Here is a 22,097-nt window from a genome sequence, read left to right as displayed (position 1 = left end):
ATAGAATAATGGGGGATTTATGGAGAGAAAATCAATCATTGTAGAAGGAAAAACTATTTTAAATATTATTCCAAGGAAAGAATAGTTTTCTCTTAATTTATCCCCAAAAAATAAATTGGAAGGCCTATAATTATAAAAGAAATTGTTGAAAATCTAGAAAAAAACGGTATTAATAACGTTGATATAGATAAAATTAGATCAATTTTAGAGAAAAATAAATTTATTGAGGATTTGAAAATACCATATGTGGGAAAATAATGGGAGATGATGGATATGTCTATAAAACCTATAGATTTTCAAATACTCGTTTCAAAAACACAGCAATTATCACGTGAAAAGCATGTATTTGATAATAAAGTAAAAACTGAACAGGAACATTTAATCCAGCAAGATAAGATAAATGTAGAGCACCGATTAAATAGAGTCAATAAATTTGAAAATAAAGAGAATCCACATATAAAAGATAATCAAGATAATAAAAAAGAGAGGCATAATAAAAAATCAAATGTAAAAAAACAAAGTGATAAAAAAGAAAAAGGTAAAAAAATTTCAACTAAAATTGGATCAAATATTGATATTAAAATCTAAAAATTTGGTGATTAGATATGATAAATTATATTCTTTTTTTTATAGGAATTATTATTGTGTTAGTAGCTATTTTATTATTGAAAAAAAATAAAGCTTCTCAATCTTATATTGATTTGCAAATAGCTAAAGATAAAGAAGCTAAATTGTTAGATAGTATTGATTTGGCTGAAAAAGTAATAGAAGAATTGAAAATTATAAGTGAAAGTACAGTTGATTGTTTAGACAGAAAAACTAATGATATTTACAAGGTACTTCAAACTGTTGATCGAAGAATTGAGGAATATTTATCAATAATAAGAGATATAGAAGAAAAAAAACAAAAAAACAATGTATTTTATGAAGTACATAAGGATGAATATCTAGAAATAGAAAACAACAAGAATGATGAAAATATAAAAAAGATTTTCTGTTTATTGGATAAAGGATATTCACCTGCTCAAATCGCTAAGAAGCTTGATAAAGGAATTGGAGAGATACAATTAATATGCAACCTTAAAAAGAGGTGATGGTTTGAAAAAAGATGTATTAATAGGAATCTTGCTAGGTATTGGTATAGGATTTGTATTGTCATCAGGTTTGAATATTATAAAACCAAAAACAAATAAGCTTGCATTTAGTAAAGAATATATAAAATCAGAAGCAAAAAAAATAGGTATGATTGATCCTGCTGAATATTTTGATAAAACAGATAATAGTAAAATTGATTCTGAAAATAATAATATAAAATCTAATAATGAGATAATAATTAATATTCATAGGGGTTATACAAGTGAAGATGTGGCAAAAGTTTTAAAACAAAATAATCTAATATCATCTGAAAAAGAGTTTTTAAAAAAAGTATATATGAAAGGATTAGAGAATAGTCTTAGATGGGGAAAATATAAATTTAATTTAGAAGATTCGGAAGAAATGATTTTAAACAGAATTGTAAAAGGAGATTATATAAAGGATTAATATTCTTTATATATTTAATTTTAACAAGGTAGTATATTCAGTACATAAATGGAAATAATATTTTTGTATGTAATATATAAAATTTATTATTGCAAAACTTATGTATACTATGTTATACTACATAAGGTGATTGATCACACACACTCTGGAATTTTTAAAATGGTGCCGTAAGGTTTTTTAAAAAGATGAACAGAGTGGAGGAAAAAACCAGGGAGGTGAAGGAAATGTCAGTTATTTCAATGAAACAATTATTAGAAGCAGGGGTACACTTTGGACATCAAACTAGAAGATGGAATCCTAAAATGGCAGAGTACATTTTCACAGAAAGAAATGGGATCTATATTATAGATCTACAAAAAACAGTAAAAAAAATAGAAGAAGCTTATGCTTTTGTAAAAGAGGTTGCTGAGAGCAATAAGACAATTCTATTTGTAGGTACAAAAAAACAAGCTCAAGAATCAATTGAGCAAGAAGCAAAAAGAAGTGGAATGTACTATGTAAATCAAAGATGGCTTGGAGGTATGCTTACAAACTTTAAGACGATTAGAAAAAGAATTGATCGTCTTAACGAGTTAACGAGAATGGAAGAAGAAGGTATGTTTGATGTTCTTCCTAAGAAAGAAGTAATCAAGCTTAAGCATGAGCAAGAAAAACTTGAAAAATTCTTAGGTGGAATTAAAGAAATGGATGAGCTTCCAGGAGCAATCTTTGTAGTAGATCCAAGAAAAGAAAGAATCGCAGTTAAAGAAGCACAAAGATTAGGAATACCTGTAGTAGGTATTGTAGATACAAACTGTGATCCAGATGAAGTAGATTATGTAATCCCTGCTAATGATGATGCTATCAGGGCGGTTAAATTAATTACTGCTAAAATAGCGGATGCGATTATCGAAGGTAAACAAGGCGAACAAATGGAAGAATAATTATAAAGGGTAAGGGTTAAGAAGGAATTTGATTTCCTTCCTTCTCTTACCCATTCTAATATACTTAATCTACGTGAGGAGGCAATTATATGACTATTACAGCAGCAATGGTGAAAGAACTAAGAGAAAAAACTAGTGCTGGAATGATGGACTGTAAAAAAGCTTTAACAGAGGCAAATGGAGATATGGAAAAAGCAGTTGAAGTTTTGAGAGAAAAAGGATTAGCAAAAGCTGCTAAGAAAGCAGGAAGAATTGCAGCAGAGGGTCTTGTAGAATCTTATATACACGGAGGAAGAATAGGTGTATTAGTCGAAGTTAATAGTGAGACTGATTTTGTTGCAAAAAATGATGAATTCAAACAATTTGTTAAAGATGTAGCTATGCAAATTGCAGCTTCAAATCCACAGTACATAAGAAGAGAAGATGTTCCAAAAGAAATTATTGAAAAAGAAAAAGAAATTTTAAGACAGCAAGCTTTAAATGAAGGAAAGCCTGAAAAAATAGTAGATAAGATGGTAGAAGGAAGAATTGAAAAGTTCTATAAAGAAGTATGTTTATTAGAACAACAATTCATCAAAAATCCAGATATTACAATCCAAGAGTTACTAAATGAAAAAATTGCTAAAATTGGAGAAAATATTTCTATAAGAAGATATGCAAGATTTGAAGTAGGCGAAGGTTTAGAGAAAAAAGAAGAAAACTTTGCAGAAGAAGTGGCTAAACAAATTAATAAATAGCTAATATAACAATTAAACATAGAGAACACAATGAGTGTTCTCTTTTTTAAAATCACCTAAAATAATTTTAAAGGTTTTTTAGCAGAAATGTAGAATAATAAAAACGGAGGTTATTAATCGTGAGGCCTAAATATAAAAGAGTCATATTAAAATTAAGTGGGGAAGCTTTAGCTGGAGAAAGAGGTTTTGGTTTAGATGAAAAGACTCTTGATGCAATTGCAGCACAAGTTAAAGAAATTTCAGACTTAGGAGTTGAAGTTTCTATTGTAGTTGGAGGAGGAAATTTTTGGAGAGGTCGAAGTGGCAAAGGTATGGATAGAACAACAGCTGACTACATGGGAATGTTAGCAACAGTTATTAATGCATTGGCCTTGCAAGATGCTCTTGAAAGTATTAATATTTTAACTCGTGTTCAAACAGCAATTGAAATGAGACAAATAGCTGAACCTTATATAAGAAGAAAAGCTGTAAGACATTTGGAAAAAGGTAGAGTTGTTATTTTTGCTGCTGGAACAGGAAACCCATATTTTTCTACTGATACAACAGCAGCTTTACGTGCAGCTGAAATTGAAGCTGAAGTAATTCTTTTAGCAAAAAAAGTAGACGGTGTGTACGATTCAGATCCAAATGTAAATGCAGATGCTAAAAAATTTGATGAGTTGACCTATATTGATGTGTTAAATAGGGGTTTAGGAGTAATGGATTCTACAGCGACTTCATTATGCATGGATAACAAAATTCCGATAGTTGTATTTGGCTTAAGTCAGCCTGAAAATATTAAAAAAGTAATTTTAGGAGAAAAAATTGGTACATTGGTAAAGGAGGTATAAATTATGCATATGCAAGTACATAAAGAATTAGAGGAAAAAATGCAAAAAACTATAAGAGTTTTTAAAGAAGACCTTAGTACTATTCGAGCAGGAAGAGCAAATCCAGCATTACTAGATAAAATTATGGTAGAATATTATGGAACACCTACGCCATTAAAACAAATAGCAAATATCTCTGCACCGGAGCCTAGATTATTAACGATACAACCTTATGATAATACAGCTATTCAAGCAATTGAAAAAGCTATAACGCAATCAGATTTAGGTATTAATCCATCAAATGATGGTAAAATAATTAGACTTGCAATACCACAATTAACTGAAGAAAGAAGAAAAGAATTAATAAAAGTTGTAAAAAAGACTGGAGAAACAGCAAAAGTAGCTATAAGAAATGAGAGAAGAAACGCAAACGATAAATTGAAAAAAATGCAAAAAAATGGTGAAATAACTGAGGACGATTTAAAAAAAGCAGAAGATGAAGTACAAAATATGACTAATAAATCTATTGAAATTATAGATGAATTAATCAGCAAAAAGGAAAAAGAAATGATGGAGGTATAATATTTGAAAATAGTACCTGATGTAGTTGGATTTCCATTAGAAAAAGCGATTAATTTATGTAAGCTTTCAGAGATTCAAATATCCATAAAAAAAACTCAATCACCTAAGATGTTGGAAGAAGCAGGTGAATGTAGAGTAATTAAGCAGGAAAATATTGATAAATATATTGAATTAATAGTTAGCTATTTTTAAGCCCCCGATATATTAGGGGGTTTAAAAATATTTCTTTTAGTCAGAATAAGCGGAGGAATTATGAAATGAAATCTATGAAAAATTTTTTTTCTAAAGGAAATAATACAGTTGATGAAAGAGGGCTAGATTTAAATAATTTACCTAAACATATTGCAATTATTATGGATGGAAATGGCAGATGGGCAAAAAAGAGAGGACTGCCAAGAACGGCAGGACATAAGGCTGGGGTTGAGGCTTTAAGGGAAATTATTAAAGTATCATCAGAACTTGGTATTCAATTTTTAACTTTGTATGCTTTTTCTACAGAAAATTGGAAAAGGCCAACAGAAGAAGTATCAGCTTTAATGCAGTTGTTAATCTACTATTTAAGAAAAGAAATTAGTGAATTACATAAAAATAATGTAAAAATAAAAACTATAGGAGATATTAGTAGACTTCCACAAGCAGCGCAAGCAGAAATTTATTCTGCGATTGAATTGACAAAAAATAATGATGGTTTAGTAGTAAATATTGCATTAAATTATGGTGCAAGAGATGAGATAATTAATGCAGTTAAAAACATTTGTCAAGAAGTAAAAAATGATAAAATAAATATTAATGAAATTAATGAAGATATTTTTTCGAAATTTTTATATACTAAAGAAATACCAGACCCAGATCTAGTAATTAGACCAAGCGGTGAATTGAGGATTAGTAATTTCTTACTTTGGCAAATTGCTTATAGTGAATTTTGGTTCTCTGATATTTTTTGGCCAGATTTCGATCGAAAATGTTTGATAAAAGCAATTATTGATTATCAAAACAGAGATAGAAGATTTGGGGGAATTAAATAAAGGCGGTGACAATGATGCGCATAAGAATTATATCTGCTGTACTTGCTGTGCCATTGTTTTTGTTTGTTGTTATGAAAAAAGGTATTATTCTTGATATATCTATAGCTATATTAGCATTAATAGCTATAAGTGAATTTTATAATGCTTTTAAAAACATGGATATTTTTCCATCAATGTCCATTAGCGTATTTAGTATTATTTTTATGTTTATTATCAATTTAAAATCTATTACGATAGAAATGATTATGGTTTGGTTTTTTATTAACATGTTATTGATTTTAATAAGTAACTTATTTAAAAAAGAGTTTGATATTTTATCATTAAGTATTACAGCTATGGGAACATATTACATAGTATTTTTTATGTATCATATTGTTTTTATTGCACATCATTATAAATATAGCCAACTAATATGGATGATATTTATTGTTGCATGGGCAACAGATACTTTTGCGTATTTTACTGGTTATTTTTTGGGGTCTAGAAAGCTTTGTCCTAAGATTAGCCCTAAAAAAACTGTAGAAGGTGCTATTGGAGGTATATTAGGTAGCGTTATTATAAGTAGTATATTTGCTTATTATGTTGTACCTGAAATTTTGTATCATTGTATACTAATTGGTTTTTTAGGAAGTATTCTAGGTCAACTTGGAGATTTAACAGCATCGATTTTTAAAAGATATACTGGAATTAAAGACTTTGGAAAAATAATGCCAGGGCATGGAGGCATTTTAGATAGATTTGATAGTATACTTTTTACTGCACCAGCAGTATATTATTATATTGTTTTATTTATAAAGTAGTTAATATTTTTTGAAAAAGGCAGTTATGCCTTTTTGTACTTTGATATTTTTTAAATACCTTTGAAAGGATGATCTTATGAAAAATATTAGTATATTAGGATCTACAGGTTCAATAGGAACGCAAACACTTGATGTTGTTCGCAATAATAAAGAAAAGTTTAATGTAGTTGGACTGAGTGCGAATAATAATATTGATCTACTTGAGCAGCAAATAAAAGAATTTAAACCAGAAGCAGTAGCAGTTATGAACGAAAAAAAGGCTTTAGAACTTAAGAAAAGAATAGGGAATTCAAAAACAAACGTTTTTCATGGAATAGATGGATTAGTTACAATAGCAACTTTAGAAAATGCAGATTTAATTGTTACATCAGTAGTAGGAATGATAGGATTAATTCCTACAATTAAGGCGATACAATGCAAAAAAAATATTGCTCTAGCTAATAAAGAAACTTTAGTAACTGCTGGAGAAATTGTTATGAAAGAAGCTAAAAAAAATGGTATTTCTATTCTTCCAGTAGACAGTGAACATAGTGCAATATTTCAATGTATGATGGGATATACCTTGAAAGATATTGAAAGAATTATATTAACAGCTTCAGGGGGACCTTTTAGAGGATTTAATAAGGATCAATTAAAAAATGTAACAGCTACAGAAGCATTAAAGCATCCTAAGTGGAATATGGGTAAAAAAATAAGTATTGATTCAGCTACGCTTATGAATAAAGGACTTGAGGTAATTGAGGCAAAATGGTTGTTTGATTTAGATATAAACAAAATTGAGGTTGTTATACACCCTCAAAGTATTATTCATTCAATGCTAGAGTATAAAGATAGTTCTATTATTGCTCAAATGGGTTATCCAGATATGAGAATTCCTATCCAGTTTGCACTTACATATCCTGACAGGATTATAAATAACTATAAAAAATTAGATTTATTAGAAATTTCATCATTAACATTTGAAAAGCCAGATTTAAATACTTTTCCTTGTTTAAAACTTGCATATGAGGCATTGAGAGTAGGTGGAAGTTTACCAACGGTTTTAAATGCAGCAAATGAAGAACTTGTTGAGCTTTTCATACAGGGGAAAATAGGATTTTATGATATACCAAAGACAATTGAATTTATCCTAGAAAAGCATGATGTGGAATATAAGCTTGATATAGATAAAATTATTGATATTGATAAATGGACAAGAAATTTTGTAAAAAATATTCTCCTTTAAGGCGGTGTAAATATGGGAACAATATTGGTTGCTTTACTAATTTTTGGTCTTTTAGTAGTATTTCATGAATTTGGTCATTTTAGTATTGCTAAACTTGTAGGGATTAAAGTGCATGAATTTGCAATAGGAATGGGACCTAGAATATTTAAAGTAAAAGGTAAAGAAACAGAGTATTCAATCAGGATTTTCCCTATGGGTGGTTATGTTAAGATGGAAGGTGAAGATGAGGCTTCAGAAGACGAAAGAAGCTTTAATAACAAACCATTATGGGCTAGAATTCTAGTGATTATAGCAGGGCCATTTATGAATTTTGTTTTGGCAATTCTTTTGTTTACAATTATATTTTATATGATAGGATTTCCAACTACTATAATTAGTGAAGTTACACCAAATCTTCCTGCACAAATGGCAGGAATTGAGCCGGGAGATAGAATTGTTGCAATTAATGGTGAGGAAATTAATAGTTGGGAAGAAATTGTGAAAACTATTCATTCAAATAAAGATAAAAAGCTTCATATAACTTTAATAAGTGATGAAACTGAAAAAAATGTTTATATTAAGCCAGTTATTAAAGAAGAAACAAAGCAAGCTATTATTGGTATTACTCCTAAATTTAAGAAATCTTTCACAAAATCTATTATAACTAGTTTTGATAGAATGATATATGTGATGGATGGTATGTTAGATTTCTTTAAAAAGCTTTTTGGAGGAAAAGCTTCTACTAAAGATGTTGTAGGTCCAGTAGGGATTATTTATTTAGTTGGAGAAGCTGCTAAGACAAACATATATAGCGTGTTATCATTAGCTGCATTGATAAGTATAAACTTAGGAATGGTTAATTTATTACCTATTCCAGCATTAGATGGAGGGAGGTTATTTTTTCTAGTTATTGAAGGTTTAATTGGTAAACCTCTTGATCCAGAAAAAGAAGGATTTATTCACTTGACAGGATTTATATTATTAGTTGGTTTGATGTTGTTTATGGTATATAAAGATATTATAAGATTTTATGGATTTTAAGGTTGGTGTAAAAATGAAAATACGCAGAAAAAAAACAAAAGTAGTTTCATGCAAAGATGTAAAAATTGGAGGAAATTTTCCTATTACAGTTCAATCCATGACAAATACAGATACAAGAGATATTAAGCGGACTGTTGAGCAGATTAAACGTTTAGAAGAAGCTGGTTGTGAAATTGTAAGAGTAGCAGTGCTGGATTTAGAGGCTGCAGATGCAATTAGAGAAATTAAATTAAAAACGTCAATTCCTATTGTAGCAGATATACATTTTGATTATAGATTGGCACTACAGTCTATAGAAAGTGGAATTGATAAATTAAGATTAAATCCAGGAAATATAGGGGATCCTGAGCGAGTAAGAAAAGTTGTCATAAAAGCAAAAGAACGAGGCATTCCAATAAGGATAGGTGTAAACGCAGGGTCTATTGATAAAAAAATTTTTGATAAATACGGAGGTATTACACCTGAAGCTATGGTTGAAAGTGCATTAGAACATGTAGCTATTCTTGAAAACTTAAACTTTGAAGATATTATTATTTCTTTAAAAGCATCAGATATAAAATTAACTATAGAAGCCTATAGATTAATTTCAAATAAGGTAGAGTATCCACTTCATATTGGTATAACGGAAGCAGGTACTATAAGAGGTGGGACAATAAAATCCTGTATAGGAATAGGTTCACTATTATTAGATGGGATAGGGGATACTTTAAGAGTTTCACTAACAGGAGATCCAGTCGAAGAAGTAAAGTTAGGTAAAGAAATTTTAAAATCTATAGGAATAAGAAACAAAGGTATAAAAATTATATCTTGTCCAACTTGTGGTAGATGTCAAATTGATTTAATACATTTAGCGAATAGTATAGAAAGAAAACTTGAGAGTATAGATAAACCTTTATCTGTTGCTATTATGGGCTGTGCAGTAAATGGGCCTGGAGAAGCAAAAGAAGCAGACATAGGAATTGCTGGAGGAAAATCATCTGCACTATTGTTTAAGAAAGGAAAAATCATAAAAAAAATAAAAGAAGATAGAATAGAAGAAGCACTACTGGAAGAAATTTTAAAAATGTAAATCCTCTTTCACACAACAGAACGCATAATATATATCAAATGAAAGGGGGATACATGTGAATTGTTTGTTAAGCAAAATAATGAGTAGTTTTGCTCCAAATATTACATTAGCTATAGACCCAGTTGTTGAGAAAATAAAATATCATAAGGAAAAGAAAAAATTAAGTTTCATGTTAGTTTCTAACAAGATTGTGAATAATATTATTTTGGATGATTTAAAAAAAGATCTGAAAAAAAATATTCCTTTTATAAAGGAAATAAATTTTGAAATTTCATATAATACTATTAAGCTTAATGAAAAAAATATTTCTATTTATTGGGGAAATATTATTTATACTTTAAGCAAAATAATGCCAGCATCATTAGGTTGGCTTAAAAATGTAAACTACGAATTAGAAAATGAAACTTTATTGATTAGAGTTGAAAGTTCTATAGGAGTAGAGAATTTAAAAGAAAAAAAAATTGATATATTTATACAAAAAATGATTAAGTCAGAGTTTAACCAAAATATAAGGGTAGTTATTGAGAGCTTAAAGGAATTAAATTGTGATGATAAAGGCATGTACTTAAAAGAGAAAGAAATTGAGATACAATCGCTTGTTCAAGATATATTTCAAAATACAAAAAATAATATTGATAAAATACAAACAAAAAAATCAATACAGGATACTAGAAACGGAGAAATAATAATAGGTAAAAAATTCAATGATCCTATAATACCTATTCCAAATATTAATGAAGAGTCAGGGGTTGTATCTATTAAGGGTGAAATATTTGATGTTGAATGTAAGGAATTAAAAAATGGAAAAAACCTGTTTGTGCTAAGTGTAACGGATTATAAAGGATCTATTGCAGTTAAAATTTTTGCAAAGAAAGAACAACTTGATACATTAAGTCAAAATTTAAACAAGGGCAAATATATTAAGGTAAGAGGAGAAGCTAGATACGATTCATTTTCAAGAGAATTAGTTATTATGGCAAAAGATATTATGAAAGAAGATATAAAACTTAGAATAGATAGTGCTTTAAATAAGAGAGTAGAATTACACACTCATACACAAATGAGTTCTATGGATGGGGTATCTTCTGCAGCAGCTATTATAAAGAGAGCAGCTCAATGGGGGCACCCTGCTATTGCGATAACTGATCATGGTGTAGTTCAAGCTTTTCCTGAAGCTATGGATGCTGCAAAAAAAAATGGAATAAAAGTGATTTATGGTGTAGAAGGTTATTTGGTAAATGATGGAGAACCTATTGTAATAGGGAATAATAACAAAAGTATTAATCAATGCTATGTTGTATTTGATATAGAAACAACTGGATTATCTAGTAAAAATGATAAAATAACAGAAATTGGAGCAGTTAAAATAAAGAATGGTGATATTATAGACCGTTTTACTGCATTGGTAAATCCTGAAATTCCTATACCATCAAAGATTGTTGAATTAACTGGTATTACTGATAGTATGGTAAAAAATGAGCCCAATATTGAAGAAATTTTACCGAAATTTTTAAAATTTATAGAAGATGTTCCTGTTGTTGCCCATAATGCTGGTTTTGATACATCGTTTATCAAAGAAAATTGTAATCGATTAGGACTGACTTTTACTAATCCAATTGTAGATACATTGCGTTTATCAAAGATTTTGCTACCAAATTTGAAAAAATATAGATTGAATATTATTGCTAAAGAACTTGGCGTAGAATTAAAAAATCATCATAGGGCTGTTGATGATGCTGAGGCAACAGCAAATATTTTTATAAAATTTTTAACAATGCTAGAAGAAAAAGGCATTGAGAAATTGAATGAATTAAATGATTTATATTCAAAATCTGTAGATATAAAAAAGTTAGACACGTATCATGTAATTATATTAGTTAAAAATTATACAGGATTAAAAAACTTATATAAAATCATTTCAGTTTCTCATTTGGAACATTTTTACAAAAGGCCAAGAATTCCAAAATCATTACTTTCACAAATGAGAGAGGGGTTAATTATAGGTACTGCGTGCGAAGCTGGAGAATTGTATAGAAGTATAATTAATAACAAATCAAAGAGAGATATTGAGAACATTATAAAATACTATGATTATTTAGAAATACAACCTGTAAGCAATAATAAATTTTTAATAGATAAAGGATTAGTAAAAAGTGCTGAAGAATTAAGAGAAATTAATGAGCAGATTGTTAATTTAGGAAAAAAATTCAATAAACCTGTAGTAGCAACTGGAGACGTACATTTTTTAGATCCACAAGATGAAGTTTATAGAAGAATATTAATGGCTGGGCAAGGATTTAGTGATGCAGATGAACAAGCGCCTCTATATTTAAAGACGACAGATGAAATGTTGGAAGAATTTGGATATTTAGGAAAAGATAATGCTATAGATGTAGTTGTTAACAATCCAAATAAAATTGCCTGTATGATAGAAGAAATTAAACCTATTCCAGAAGAAACATATCCACCAGTAATTGAAGGTGCAGATGATGATTTAAGGAATATGTGTTATGAAAAGGCAACTAGAATATATGGAAATCCATTACCTGAGATTGTTCAAAAAAGATTAGATAGAGAACTTAATTCTATTATTAGTAATGGCTATGCTGTAATGTATATTATTTCTCAAAAGCTTGTAACAAAATCATTAGAGGATGGATATCTTGTAGGGTCAAGGGGTTCTGTTGGTTCATCTTTTGTTGCTACTATGAGTGATATTACGGAAGTAAATCCATTACCACCACACTATATTTGTCCAAATTGTAAGAATTCAGAATTTATTACAGATGGTTCAATTGGAAGTGGTGCAGACTTACCAGATAAAAAATGTCCTTTATGTAATGAAGAATATGCAAAAGATGGACATGATATTCCTTTTGAAGTTTTTCTTGGTTTTGAAGGAGATAAAGAGCCAGATATAGACCTAAATTTTGCAGGAGAATATCAACCTAACGCTCATAAATATACAGAAGTATTGTTTGGAGAAGGTTATGTATATAGAGCAGGTACTATTGGAACCATAGCAGAGAAAACTGCATATGGATTTGTGAAAAAATATTTTGAAGAAAAACAAATGATAATAAATAATAGAGAAATTGAGAGACTTGCACGTGGATGTACAGGAGTAAAAAGAACTACTGGACAACATCCTGGAGGGGTTATGGTAGTACCGAATTATAAAGATGTTTTTGATTTTACACCTATACAATATCCTGCTAATGATAGTTCTTCAGGTGTCATTACAACCCATTTTGACTATCACTCTATTAGTGGTAGAATATTAAAACTCGATATTTTAGGACACGATGTGCCTACTATTATTAGGATGTTACAAGACATTACAGCGGTTGATCCAACAAAAATTCCTTTGGATGATCCAGAAACAGTTAAGATATTTACAAGTTTAGAGCCTTTAAACATTATAGATGATGATTTTGATTGTGAAGTAGGAAGTTTAGGTATTCCAGAGTTTGGAACGAAATTTGTTCGACAGATGTTAGTAGATACTAAGCCTACTACTTTTGCTGAATTAGTGCGTATAAGTGGATTATCTCACGGGACTGATGTTTGGTTGAATAATGCACAAGATCTGGTTAGGCAGAATATTGCTCCTCTAAAAGATGTTATTTCAACTAGAGATGACATTATGAACTATTTAATATATAAAGGGTTACCTCCTAAAGCATCTTTTAAGATAATGGAAAAGGTAAGAAAAGGAAAAGGATTAACTCCTGAGGATGAAAAAATGATGAAAGAAAATAATGTTCCTCAGTGGTATATTGATTCATGTAATAAAATTAAGTACATGTTTCCTAAGGCTCATGCCGTTGCTTATGTTATGATGTCTTTTAGAATTGCTTATTTTAAAGTTCATTATCCATTAGCTTTTTATGCAACGTACTTTACAACAAAGGCTTCAGATTTTGATGCTGAATTAGTTGTGAAAGGAAAAGAGACTGTAAAAAATAAAATAAAAGAATTAGAAGAACTAGGAAATACTTTATCACAAAAGGAGAAAGATTTACTAACTGTATTAGAAGTAGTTTATGAAATGTATTGCAGAGGGTTTGGTTTTTTACCTGTGGATATTTATGAATCAGATTCTGATAGATTTATTATTTCAGGGAATAATCTTCTACCACCACTTAGGGCACTTCAAGGGGTAGGAGAAAATGCAGCTAGAAGTATTTGTCAAAGTAGAAGAGATGGAGAATTCATATCTATTGAGGATATAAGAGAAAGAGCAAAAGTTACAAAAACTGTTATTGAAAATTTAAAGAATCATGGTTGTCTTAATGGATTACCTGAAACAAACCAGCTTTCACTATTTTAGAGTTGCATATTTATTTTGATTATGCTATAATTTTTACGATAGATATATAATATTTTGTAAAAAGAGTGGGACAGAGCCCACTCTTTGCTGTTATTGTAGAAAGAATAATGAATGTATTTTTTCGAAAGAATATGTATATATAATCAAATTAAGATTTTAAAATTTAGAGATAAAAGGAGGGATAAATTTGGCTAAAAAACGTGTTACGGATATTGTAGAAGAGATAGTTACACCTTATGTTAATGATAATCAAATAGAATTGGTAGATGTTGAATTTATAAAGGAAGGACAAAATTGGTTTTTAAGGGTATATATTGATAAAGAAGAAGGTATAAGTTTGGATGATTGCCAAAATGTGAGTGAGTTTTTAAGTGAAAAGCTGGATGAATTAGATCCAATTTCACAAAACTATTTTTTAGAAGTTTCTTCGCCTGGCTTGGATAGGCCATTAAAGAAGGAAAGAGATTTTGAAAAATTCAAAGGAAGAATTATTGAAGTTCATCTATATCAGCCTTATGATGGAAAAAAAATAATAGAAGGTGAGTTAGTAGGATTAAAGGATGGATGTGTAGTTTTAAAAGTTGATGGGGAAGAGATAGAAATCTCTAGGAAGAAAATATCTATAGTTAGACTTGCTGTTATAATTTAATAAGGAGGTGTATTATAATGAATGGAGATTTTATTGAAGCTTTAGATCAAATTGAAAAGGAAAAGGGCATTTCAAAGGATATTTTAATTGATGCAATTGAAGCTGCTCTAATTTCTGCATATAAAAGAAATTATGGAACTGCTCAAAATGTCAAAGTTTACATAAATAGAGAGTGTGGGGAAGTACGAGTATTTTCAGTAAAAAATATTGTTGAAACAGTAGAAAATGAATTGTTGGAAATTAGTCTTAAAGATGCAAAGGAAATAGATAGTAACTATGAAATTGGAGATGTTGTTGAAAAGGAAGTTACACCTAAGAATTTCGGTAGAATTGCTGCACAAACAGCCAAACAAGTAGTTGTACAAAGAATTAGAGAAGCAGAAAGAGGAATAATCTACGATGAATTTATAAATAGAGAAAGTGAAATTGTTACGGGTATTGTTCAAAGAATTAGTAAAGGAAATGTTTTTATTAATCTAGGAAGAACAGAAGCAATTTTAACCCCATCCGAACAAATCCCTGGAGAAGTATACAAGCATAATGATAGAATAAAAACTTATATTGTTGAAGTAAAAAAGACAACGAAAGGACCACAAATACTTGTTTCAAGAACACATCCAGGTCTAGTAAAACGATTATTTGAATTAGAAGTTCCTGAGATTCATGATGGAATTGTAGAACTTAAAAGTATTGCTAGGGAAGCAGGTTCTAGAAGTAAGATTTCAGTATATTCTCATGATGAAAATGTTGATCCTGTAGGAGCTTGTGTAGGTCATAAAGGGACTAGAGTGCAAGCAATTGTAGATGAACTAAAAGGAGAAAAAATTGATATAATAAAATGGAGTGATGATCCTGAAGAACTCATTGCAAGTGCTTTAAGTCCTTCAAAGGTTTTAAAAGTAATTGTAAATGAAAGTGAAAAAACAGCATTAGTAGTTGTTCCTGATTATCAACTATCTTTAGCAATAGGCAAGGAAGGCCAAAATGCAAGATTAGCAGCAAAATTAACAAATTGGAAAATCGATATTAAGAGTGAATCACAATATCAAGAGCATAGTGAAGATTTGATACAAGAACAAGAATAGGAGGTATTCTATAATGAAAAAAAGAAAAATACCCCTAAGACAGTGTATTGGATGTATGAGTCAAAAACCTAAAAAAGAACTTATTAGAATTGTAAAGTCAAAAGATGGAGAGATTAAACTTGATATGACTGGAAAAGCTCATGGTAGAGGAGCTTACATATGTAATGATGTTGAATGTTTCAAAAAAATGCATAAAAAGAAAGCCTTAAATAAGGCTTTTCAACAGGAAGTTAATGAAGAGATTTACAATCAGTTACAAGAGGAGTTAATAAAAAATGAATGATAAAGTTTTCTCATTTTTAGGATTAGCTCAGCGTTCTGGCAATTTAGTGACTGGTGAGGATACATGTACAGCTTATATTAAAAAGAATGCCATAAATTTAGTCATAGTTGCAGAGGATGCATCAAATAATACAAAAAAGAAGTTTAAGGATATGACAATGTATAGAAATATTAATTTTGTAATATATGGAAACAAGAATGAGTTGTCACATGCTATTGGTAAAACAAACAGAGCGGTTTATGGCATTAAGGACAAAGAATTTGCAAAGAAAATTTTTTCCCTTATTAAGGAATAAAATAATTGTCCAAATAATTTAGGGGGTGAACGAACATGTCAAAAGTTAGAGTATATCAATTAGCTAAAGAATTAGGAATTTCTAGTAAAGAACTAATTGGTAAATTAGAAGAACTTGATATTGCTGTAACAAATCACATGAGCACGTTAGATGAAGATACGGTAGAAATAATGAAAGAACTTTATTATGAAGAACCTAAAGAAGAAATTGAAGATAAAAAACAAATAGATAAAAAAAATACGAAACAGAAAAAAAATAAGAATAATTCTGATGAAGTAGAATTACAAGCAGATAAAAAAATCATTATAATGCCTGATACTATTACTGTACAAGAGTTTTCAGAAAAAATTGAAAAGAGCGTATCAGAAGTAATTACTAAATTGATTGGTTTAGGAGTTTTTGCTTCAGCAAATCAACAAATCGATTTTGATACGGCAGCTTCAATTGCATTAGATTTTGGAATTGAAATTGAGAAGGAAGAGGAAAAGGAAGAAGTTGAATTAGGTTTAGAACAGACACCTGATAAACCAGAGGATTTAAAAGAGAGACCACCAGTAATTACTGTAATGGGACATGTAGATCATGGAAAAACTTCACTACTTGATGCAATAAGAAATACAAATGTTACTGCAAGAGAAGCTGGTGGTATAACACAACATATTGGAGCATCAGAAGTAGAAGTAAATGGTAAAAAAATTGTATTTTTAGATACGCCAGGACATGAAGCCTTTACATCTATGAGAGCCAGAGGGGCTAGCGTAACAGATATTGCTATTTTAGTTGTTGCAGCAGATGATGGTGTTATGCCACAAACATTAGAAGCAATTAGTCATGCAAAAGCAGCAAATGTTCCAATGATTGTAGCTTTAAATAAAATAGATAAACCAAATGCTAATCCAGACAGAGTAAAACAAGAATTGTCAGAAAATGGTGTTTTAATTGAAGAATGGGGTGGAGATACTATTTGTGTTCCTGTTTCTGCATTAAAAGGAGAAGGAATTGACAATTTATTGGAAATGATTTTGCTTGTTGCAGAAATGCAAGAGTTAAAGGCAAATCCAAATAAGCTTGCTACAGGAACAGTAATTGAAGCAAAATTAGATAAAAGTAGAGGACCAGTAGCTACTATTCTTGTTCAAAATGGAACATTAAAAGTAGGAGATCCTATTGTAGCTGGGGCATCTTATGGTCGTGTTAGAGCTATGTTAAATAGTAAGGGAAAGAATATAAAAAAAGCAGGGCCATCAACAGCTGTTGAAATTCTAGGTTTATCAGATGCGCCAGAAGCAGGAGATAAATTTAATGCAGTAAAGGAAGATAAAATAGCTCGACAAATTGTTGAAAAAAGACGTGCTAAAATTAGAGAAGAAAGCTTAAATGCAACTGCAAAAGTATCTTTAGAAGATTTGTTTAAGCATATAAAAGAAGGAGAAGTAAAGGAATTAAACATTATAGTAAAAGCAGATGTTCAAGGATCTGTAGAAGCTGTTAAACAATCATTAGTAAAACTAAGCAATGATGAAGTTAAAGTAAAAGTAATACATGGCGGTGTTGGGACGATTACTGAATCTGACATAATGCTTGCTTCTGCTTCAAATGCTATTATTATAGGATTTAATGTAAGACCTTCATCGACAGTAACAAATCTAGCAAAAAGAGAAAATGTAGATTTAAGAACATATAGAATTATATATGAAGCAATAGAGGATGTAGAAGCTGCTATGAAAGGAATGCTTGATCCAGAATACAAAGAAGTTGTATTAGGAAAAGTTGAAATAAGAGCAACTTTTAAAGTTCCAGGAGTAGGAACTATTGGTGGAGCATATGTTTTAGAAGGAAAAGTTATAAGAAATGCAAAAGTAAGATTAGTTAGAGATGGTATTGTAATATTTGAAGGTGCAATTTCATCATTAAAAAGATTTAAAGATGATGTAAAAGAAGTAGCTACAGGGTATGAATGTGGAATAGGACTTGAAAATTATAATGATATCAAAGAAGGAGATATTATAGAAGCATATATTATTGAGGAAGTTAAAAGAGGATAATAACTACCAAAGAAAGGTGGTTTTTGTATGGTTTATCAAAGAACAAATAGAATTAGTGAAGAGATAAAAAAAATCATCAGTAATTTAATATTAAATGAATTGAAAGATCCTCGTATTTCAACCCTGACAAGCATTGTTGATGTTGAAGTAACAAGAGATTTGAGATATGCAAATATTTTTGTTAGTGTATATGGATCTGAAGAAGAAAAGGAAAATACACTTATGGCATTAAAGAAGGCTTCAGGATTTATAAGAAAAGAAATGGGAAAAAATTTGAAGTTAAGATATACACCTGAACCTATATTTAAAATGGATGTTTCTATAGAGAAGGGGATCTATATTTCAAATTTAATCAATAAAATAAATAAAAAGGAAAATTTAGATGAAAATACAGAAAATAAATAATCCAAAAGAAATTGCTGAGCTTTTTTATAAAGCACACAATATTCTTTTGCTTCCTCATATTATTCCTGATGGAGATACGATTGGTTCATCGATAGCTTTGTATTTAGCATTAAAAAAATTAGGGAAAAATCCTTATGTATTGATAGAGGATGATATTCCGTATAATATTGAATTTCTTATGCCTTACAATATTTGTTATGATTTAGATGAAGAGATAGTTTTAGATTTAGTCGTATCTATAGATTGTAGTGATACTGATAGACTAGGAGATAGGAGAAAGTATGTCGATCAAGTGAAAAGTAGCTTAAATATTGATCATCATGTTACAAATACTAATTTTGCTATGTATAATTATGTTGATTCAAAAGCTGCAGCTACAGGAGAACTTGTATATTCTATTATTAAGGCTTTAGAAGTTCCTATTACAAAGGATATTGCTACTTGTATATATACAGCTTTATCAACAGATACTGGAAGTTTTAAATATGATAATACTTCTCCTAAAACTCATAGAATAGCTGCTGAATTACTTGAGAAAAATATAGATCTTAACCGTATAACTACAGAAATATACCAAAAAAAACCAATACATAAAGTAAGATTGTTATCTGCAGCTTTGAATACTCTTGAATTTTATTTTGAAGGAAAATTAGCTATTTTATCAATTACAAAAGACATGTTGGAGGAAAATAAAGCTAAAATAGAAGATGCAGATAATTTTATTGAATTTGCTAGAGATATTGATGGCGTGGAAGTAGGGGTTTTATTAAAAGAAGTGTCAAAAAACCAGATAAAAGTTGGATTTAGAGCTAAATATGATGTTGATGTGAGTAAGGTTGCAAAAGTATTTGATGGAGGAGGACATAAAAAAGCTTCTGGATGCACGATCTATAGCAGTATAGAAGAAGCAAAAAGAAATATTGTAAAGATAATAGATAATTATTTGTAGGTGATTAGTTTGAAAGGAATTATTAATGTTTTAAAACCTCCACATATGACTTCTCATGATGTTGTAAATTTCATCAGAAAAAAATTAAACATAAAAAAAGTTGGGCATACAGGAACTTTAGATCCAATGGCAGCTGGAGTATTGCCAATTTGCGTTGGAGCCGCAACTAAAATAAGTCAATATCTTTTAAATGATAAGAAAAAATATAGATGTGAAATGGTATTAGGTAGCAATACAGATACACAAGATAAATGGGGAAAAGTTATAAATACACGTACAGTAAATGTTACAGAGAAGGATATTTTAGATGTATTTGATTCTTTTAAGGGGGAAATATATCAAATACCCCCTATGTATTCAGCTTTAAAATATAAGGGAAAAAAATTATACGAACTAGCTCGTGAAGGAAAAGAAATTGAGAGAAAATCAAGAAAAATATTTATTTATGAGCTTGATATTATTCAAATAAATGAAAATGTTATTCTTTTTGATGTACTTTGTTCAAAAGGTACTTATATTAGAACTTTATGTGAAGATATTGGCAATGCACTAAATTGTGGTGCATACATGTCTTTTCTATTAAGAACAAAAACTGGAAAGTTTAGTCTTTGTGATGCTGTAACATTAGAAACTCTAAAAGAAGCATCTGTTAATGAAATTAATTTAAATTATTTATTTCCAATAGATTACCCAATTACACATATACCTAGAGTAAATGTAAAAAAAGAATCTGAAGTATATTTGAGAAATGGAAATAATCTTTATTATAAAAATATTGCATCTCATGATAATCTGATTGATGAAACTTTAGTAAGATTATACGTAGAAAATAAGTTTATTGCTTTAGGAAAGGTAAAAATGAAAAAAGAATTTTATATTGATGTTGACAGAGTTTTTTATTAAAGGGGCAATAATATGGAAGTTATAACCTCACTTGAAAATATAGAAATAGATTCAAATACAGGTATTGCATTAGGTAGTTTTGATGGTGTGCATATAGGACATCAGGCCTTAATTGTAAATTTAGTAGATGTCTGCAAAAAAAGCAATTTGAAAAGTGTTGTTTATACTTTTCGAAACCATCCTAGGAATTTAACTGTTTCAAATGGTGCTCCAAAAAGAATTATAACTGATAAAAAAAAGTTTCATCTCTTAGCTGAACTTGGAGTTGATTATACAGTTTTTATTGATTTTGATGATTATCAAAGAACATTAAGTCCAGAAAAGTTTATAAAAGAGATTTTAAAAGATAAATTTAAAATGAGTTATGCTGTTGTAGGTTTTAATTATAGATTTGGTTACAGAGCACAAGGAGATGCAGCTTTTTTGAATCATTTAAAAGAAAAATATTCTTATGATGTTATGATAGTAAAGGCTATAAATATTCAGGATGAAGTAATCAGTAGTACAAAAATTAGAGAATTTATTAGTAATGGAGATATAGGAAAAGCTAATCTATTTTTAGGAAGAAACTATTCAATTGTCGGAAATGTTATTCATGGAAAAGGCTTAGGAAAAGAGTTTGGATTTCCAACAGCAAATATTTTTGTTAATAAAGATTATATTTTACCAAGTTCAGGCGTTTACTTTACAAAGTGTATTATTGATAATAAAATGTACTATAGTATTACGAATATAGGGGTTAATCCTACAATAGGAAAGAATCCGATTAGTATAGAGACGCATATTTTTAAATTCGATGGAGATTTATATGGAAAAGAGATTGAAATTTTATTTTTTCAAAAATCTAGAGATGAAATGAAACATGAAAAAATACAAGATTTGATTTGTCAAATTAATAGAGATGTTCAACTTGCTAAAAAATTTTTCAACATATAATATTTTTGTTTACAATAAAGTACCAATATGATACAATCATATATGGTGATGAACCGGATGCTATGTAATACGAATCACCGACGTATTACTTGGCTTTTGGGGATATATATAAAGGAGGTGAAAGTAATGTCAATTAACAAAGAAGTAAAGCAATCTGTTATCAATGAATATAAGATGCACGAAAATGATACAGGTTCTCCTGAGGTGCAAATTGCTATATTAACAACTAGAATTAATGAGTTAAATGAGCACCTAAAAGTTCACAAAAAAGATCATCATTCACGTCGTGGGCTTTTAAAAATGGTAGGAAAAAGAAGAAATTTATTGAACTACCTAAAAAATAAGGATATCGAAAGATATAGAAGTATTATTCAGAAATTAGGATTAAGAAAGTAACTATTATTGAGCGGGAATATCCCGCTCTATTGTTTTATTAAATTACATAAAGGATTTTTCGAGTAAATGTAGGAAATAATATAAAC

Annotated in this window: 24 protein-coding genes; all 24 read left to right on the top strand. The window is 29.3% G+C overall.

Annotation, left to right across the window (positions count from 1 at the left end):
* Positions 1–273: 273 nt before the first annotated feature.
* The 24 genes from FQB35_RS07590 (at position 274) to rpsO (ending at position 22,011) form a co-directional block, all read left to right on the top strand.
* The gene (locus tag FQB35_RS07590) at positions 274–588 is read left to right on the top strand and encodes a hypothetical protein (RefSeq protein WP_148809402.1); all 315 of its coding nucleotides are present in this window, start codon (positions 274–276) and stop codon (positions 586–588) included.
* 17 nt (positions 589–605) lie between these two features.
* The gene (locus FQB35_RS07585) at positions 606–1,094 is read left to right on the top strand and encodes a DUF6115 domain-containing protein (RefSeq protein WP_148809401.1); all 489 of its coding nucleotides are present in this window, start codon (positions 606–608) and stop codon (positions 1,092–1,094) included.
* A gap of 4 nt (positions 1,095–1,098) precedes the next feature.
* Complete coding sequence (locus FQB35_RS07580) at positions 1,099–1,542, top strand: endolytic transglycosylase MltG (protein WP_148809400.1); 444 nt, start codon at positions 1,099–1,101, stop codon at positions 1,540–1,542.
* A gap of 224 nt (positions 1,543–1,766) precedes the next feature.
* On the top strand, positions 1,767–2,465 hold the full coding sequence (rpsB, locus tag FQB35_RS07575) for a 30S ribosomal protein S2 (RefSeq protein ID WP_148809399.1): 699 nt from the start codon (positions 1,767–1,769) through the stop codon (positions 2,463–2,465).
* An 89-nt stretch (positions 2,466–2,554) separates the two neighbouring features.
* Positions 2,555–3,202 carry a translation elongation factor Ts gene (gene tsf / locus FQB35_RS07570; RefSeq protein ID WP_148809398.1) on the top strand — a complete coding sequence of 216 codons (648 nt, stop codon included), beginning with the start codon at positions 2,555–2,557 and terminating at the stop codon, positions 3,200–3,202.
* Positions 3,203–3,318: 116 nt separating this feature from the next.
* A complete protein-coding gene (gene pyrH, locus FQB35_RS07565) occupies positions 3,319–4,032 on the top strand; it encodes a UMP kinase (RefSeq protein ID WP_148809397.1) in 714 nt (237 codons plus the stop codon).
* Positions 4,033–4,041: 9 nt separating this feature from the next.
* Positions 4,042–4,593, top strand: coding sequence for a ribosome recycling factor (gene frr / locus FQB35_RS07560; protein WP_269902716.1), 552 nt, complete (start codon positions 4,042–4,044; stop codon positions 4,591–4,593).
* A gap of 3 nt (positions 4,594–4,596) precedes the next feature.
* A complete protein-coding gene (locus FQB35_RS07555) occupies positions 4,597–4,785 on the top strand; it encodes a hypothetical protein (protein ID WP_148809395.1) in 189 nt (62 codons plus the stop codon).
* A gap of 74 nt (positions 4,786–4,859) precedes the next feature.
* The gene (locus FQB35_RS07550) at positions 4,860–5,618 is read left to right on the top strand and encodes an isoprenyl transferase (RefSeq protein WP_408625497.1); all 759 of its coding nucleotides are present in this window, start codon (positions 4,860–4,862) and stop codon (positions 5,616–5,618) included.
* Between the two features lie 14 nt (positions 5,619–5,632).
* Positions 5,633–6,418, top strand: a complete 786-nt coding sequence (locus tag FQB35_RS07545; RefSeq protein WP_148809393.1) for a phosphatidate cytidylyltransferase — start codon at positions 5,633–5,635, stop codon at positions 6,416–6,418.
* Positions 6,419–6,494: 76 nt separating this feature from the next.
* Positions 6,495–7,643 (top strand): 1-deoxy-D-xylulose-5-phosphate reductoisomerase, encoded by a 1,149-nt coding sequence (locus FQB35_RS07540; RefSeq protein ID WP_148809392.1) that lies wholly within the window; start codon positions 6,495–6,497, stop codon positions 7,641–7,643.
* A gap of 12 nt (positions 7,644–7,655) precedes the next feature.
* Positions 7,656–8,663 carry an RIP metalloprotease RseP gene (gene rseP / locus FQB35_RS07535; protein WP_148809391.1) on the top strand — a complete coding sequence of 336 codons (1,008 nt, stop codon included), beginning with the start codon at positions 7,656–7,658 and terminating at the stop codon, positions 8,661–8,663.
* 13 nt (positions 8,664–8,676) lie between these two features.
* Positions 8,677–9,732, top strand: a complete 1,056-nt coding sequence (ispG, locus tag FQB35_RS07530) for a flavodoxin-dependent (E)-4-hydroxy-3-methylbut-2-enyl-diphosphate synthase (RefSeq protein WP_148810796.1) — start codon at positions 8,677–8,679, stop codon at positions 9,730–9,732.
* Positions 9,733–9,787: 55 nt separating this feature from the next.
* On the top strand, positions 9,788–14,065 hold the full coding sequence (locus tag FQB35_RS07525) for a PolC-type DNA polymerase III (RefSeq protein ID WP_333473027.1): 4,278 nt from the start codon (positions 9,788–9,790) through the stop codon (positions 14,063–14,065).
* Between the two features lie 187 nt (positions 14,066–14,252).
* Positions 14,253–14,714: a ribosome maturation factor RimP gene (gene rimP / locus FQB35_RS07520; protein WP_148809390.1), complete on the top strand. Its 462-nt coding sequence runs from the start codon at positions 14,253–14,255 to the stop codon at positions 14,712–14,714.
* A 17-nt stretch (positions 14,715–14,731) separates the two neighbouring features.
* Positions 14,732–15,799, top strand: a complete 1,068-nt coding sequence (nusA, locus tag FQB35_RS07515; protein ID WP_148809389.1) for a transcription termination factor NusA — start codon at positions 14,732–14,734, stop codon at positions 15,797–15,799.
* Positions 15,800–15,812: 13 nt separating this feature from the next.
* Positions 15,813–16,082 (top strand): RNase P modulator RnpM, encoded by a 270-nt coding sequence (rnpM, locus tag FQB35_RS07510; protein ID WP_148809388.1) that lies wholly within the window; start codon positions 15,813–15,815, stop codon positions 16,080–16,082.
* On the top strand, positions 16,075–16,377 hold the full coding sequence (locus FQB35_RS07505) for a L7Ae/L30e/S12e/Gadd45 family ribosomal protein (protein ID WP_148809387.1): 303 nt from the start codon (positions 16,075–16,077) through the stop codon (positions 16,375–16,377). The genes rnpM and FQB35_RS07505 overlap by 8 nt, the downstream gene beginning before the upstream one ends.
* A 35-nt stretch (positions 16,378–16,412) precedes the next feature.
* The gene (gene infB / locus FQB35_RS07500; RefSeq protein WP_148809386.1) at positions 16,413–18,422 is read left to right on the top strand and encodes a translation initiation factor IF-2; all 2,010 of its coding nucleotides are present in this window, start codon (positions 16,413–16,415) and stop codon (positions 18,420–18,422) included.
* Positions 18,423–18,449: 27 nt separating this feature from the next.
* Positions 18,450–18,827, top strand: coding sequence for a 30S ribosome-binding factor RbfA (gene rbfA / locus FQB35_RS07495; RefSeq protein WP_148809385.1), 378 nt, complete (start codon positions 18,450–18,452; stop codon positions 18,825–18,827).
* On the top strand, positions 18,805–19,776 hold the full coding sequence (locus FQB35_RS07490) for a DHH family phosphoesterase (protein ID WP_148809384.1): 972 nt from the start codon (positions 18,805–18,807) through the stop codon (positions 19,774–19,776). The genes rbfA and FQB35_RS07490 overlap by 23 nt, the downstream gene beginning before the upstream one ends.
* Entirely contained in the window at positions 19,777–20,679 is a 903-nt protein-coding gene (gene truB, locus FQB35_RS07485; protein WP_408625365.1) for a tRNA pseudouridine(55) synthase TruB, read from the top strand.
* A 12-nt stretch (positions 20,680–20,691) separates the two neighbouring features.
* The gene (locus FQB35_RS07480) at positions 20,692–21,615 is read left to right on the top strand and encodes a bifunctional riboflavin kinase/FAD synthetase (RefSeq protein ID WP_148809383.1); all 924 of its coding nucleotides are present in this window, start codon (positions 20,692–20,694) and stop codon (positions 21,613–21,615) included.
* A gap of 132 nt (positions 21,616–21,747) precedes the next feature.
* Entirely contained in the window at positions 21,748–22,011 is a 264-nt protein-coding gene (rpsO, locus tag FQB35_RS07475) for a 30S ribosomal protein S15 (RefSeq protein WP_207707383.1), read from the top strand.
* Positions 22,012–22,097 lie beyond the last annotated feature (86 nt).

Source organism: Crassaminicella thermophila, from assembly GCF_008152325.1.
GTDB classification, from domain to species: Bacteria; Bacillota; Clostridia; order Peptostreptococcales; family Thermotaleaceae; genus Crassaminicella_A; species Crassaminicella_A thermophila.
This window is presented reverse-complemented; position numbering and strand designations above follow the sequence as displayed.

Coding starts and splice junctions, on each gene's coding strand:
- FQB35_RS07545 (WP_148809393.1), top strand. CDS start 5,633: ATGCGCATAAGAATTATATCTGCTGTACTTGCTGTGCCATTGTTTTTG.
- FQB35_RS07505 (WP_148809387.1), top strand. CDS start 16,075: ATGAATGATAAAGTTTTCTCATTTTTAGGATTAGCTCAGCGTTCTGGC.
- frr (WP_269902716.1), top strand. CDS start 4,042: ATGCAAGTACATAAAGAATTAGAGGAAAAAATGCAAAAAACTATAAGA.
- ispG (WP_148810796.1), top strand. CDS start 8,677: ATGAAAATACGCAGAAAAAAAACAAAAGTAGTTTCATGCAAAGATGTA.
- FQB35_RS07540 (WP_148809392.1), top strand. CDS start 6,495: ATGAAAAATATTAGTATATTAGGATCTACAGGTTCAATAGGAACGCAA.
- FQB35_RS07550 (WP_408625497.1), top strand. CDS start 4,860: ATGAAAAATTTTTTTTCTAAAGGAAATAATACAGTTGATGAAAGAGGG.
- rbfA (WP_148809385.1), top strand. CDS start 18,450: ATGGTTTATCAAAGAACAAATAGAATTAGTGAAGAGATAAAAAAAATC.
- rnpM (WP_148809388.1), top strand. CDS start 15,813: ATGAAAAAAAGAAAAATACCCCTAAGACAGTGTATTGGATGTATGAGT.
- rseP (WP_148809391.1), top strand. CDS start 7,656: ATGGGAACAATATTGGTTGCTTTACTAATTTTTGGTCTTTTAGTAGTA.
- FQB35_RS07490 (WP_148809384.1), top strand. CDS start 18,805: ATGAAAATACAGAAAATAAATAATCCAAAAGAAATTGCTGAGCTTTTT.
- tsf (WP_148809398.1), top strand. CDS start 2,555: ATGACTATTACAGCAGCAATGGTGAAAGAACTAAGAGAAAAAACTAGT.
- FQB35_RS07590 (WP_148809402.1), top strand. CDS start 274: ATGTCTATAAAACCTATAGATTTTCAAATACTCGTTTCAAAAACACAG.
- FQB35_RS07585 (WP_148809401.1), top strand. CDS start 606: ATGATAAATTATATTCTTTTTTTTATAGGAATTATTATTGTGTTAGTA.
- FQB35_RS07480 (WP_148809383.1), top strand. CDS start 20,692: ATGGAAGTTATAACCTCACTTGAAAATATAGAAATAGATTCAAATACA.
- nusA (WP_148809389.1), top strand. CDS start 14,732: ATGAATGGAGATTTTATTGAAGCTTTAGATCAAATTGAAAAGGAAAAG.
- rpsB (WP_148809399.1), top strand. CDS start 1,767: ATGTCAGTTATTTCAATGAAACAATTATTAGAAGCAGGGGTACACTTT.
- infB (WP_148809386.1), top strand. CDS start 16,413: ATGTCAAAAGTTAGAGTATATCAATTAGCTAAAGAATTAGGAATTTCT.